General features: G+C 64.7%; 1 protein-coding gene. It reads right to left on the bottom strand.

Annotated features, from left to right (window positions below; translation table 11 throughout):
* Positions 1-15: 15 nt before the first annotated feature.
* Positions 16-365 (bottom strand): ABC transporter permease (locus IF47_RS0126965; RefSeq protein WP_031511670.1); only part of this gene is annotated, 350 nt, incomplete at its 5' end.

Genomic DNA, 365 nt, shown 5'->3' on the forward strand with positions numbered 1-365 from the left:
GCCACAGACGGACGATCAGCCGGACGATTGAGCACGCAAAACGGCGATCTGCCGAGCCACCCGCGGCCCAAGAACGGACAGCACGAGCAGCACACCGGTCACGACGATCTGCGACTGTGCCGAGACATCCTGAAGGCTCATCACGTTCTGCAACGCGCCGAGCAGAAACACCCCGGCGATCGCACCACCCAACGTGCCCTTGCCACCGTCGAAGTCGATCCCACCGAGCAACACCGCGGCCACGACCGACAGTTCGAGCCCTGTCGCGTTGTCGTAGCGGGCGCTGGCGTAGTGAAGGGCCCAGAAGATGCCGGTCAGCGAGGCCATCAACCCGGTCAGCGTGAACAGCAGCAGCTTCTGCCGCT

Origin of the sequence: Streptomyces megasporus (assembly GCF_000718985.1) — a bacterium.
Taxonomy (GTDB): domain Bacteria; phylum Actinomycetota; class Actinomycetes; order Streptomycetales; family Streptomycetaceae; genus Streptomyces; species Streptomyces megasporus.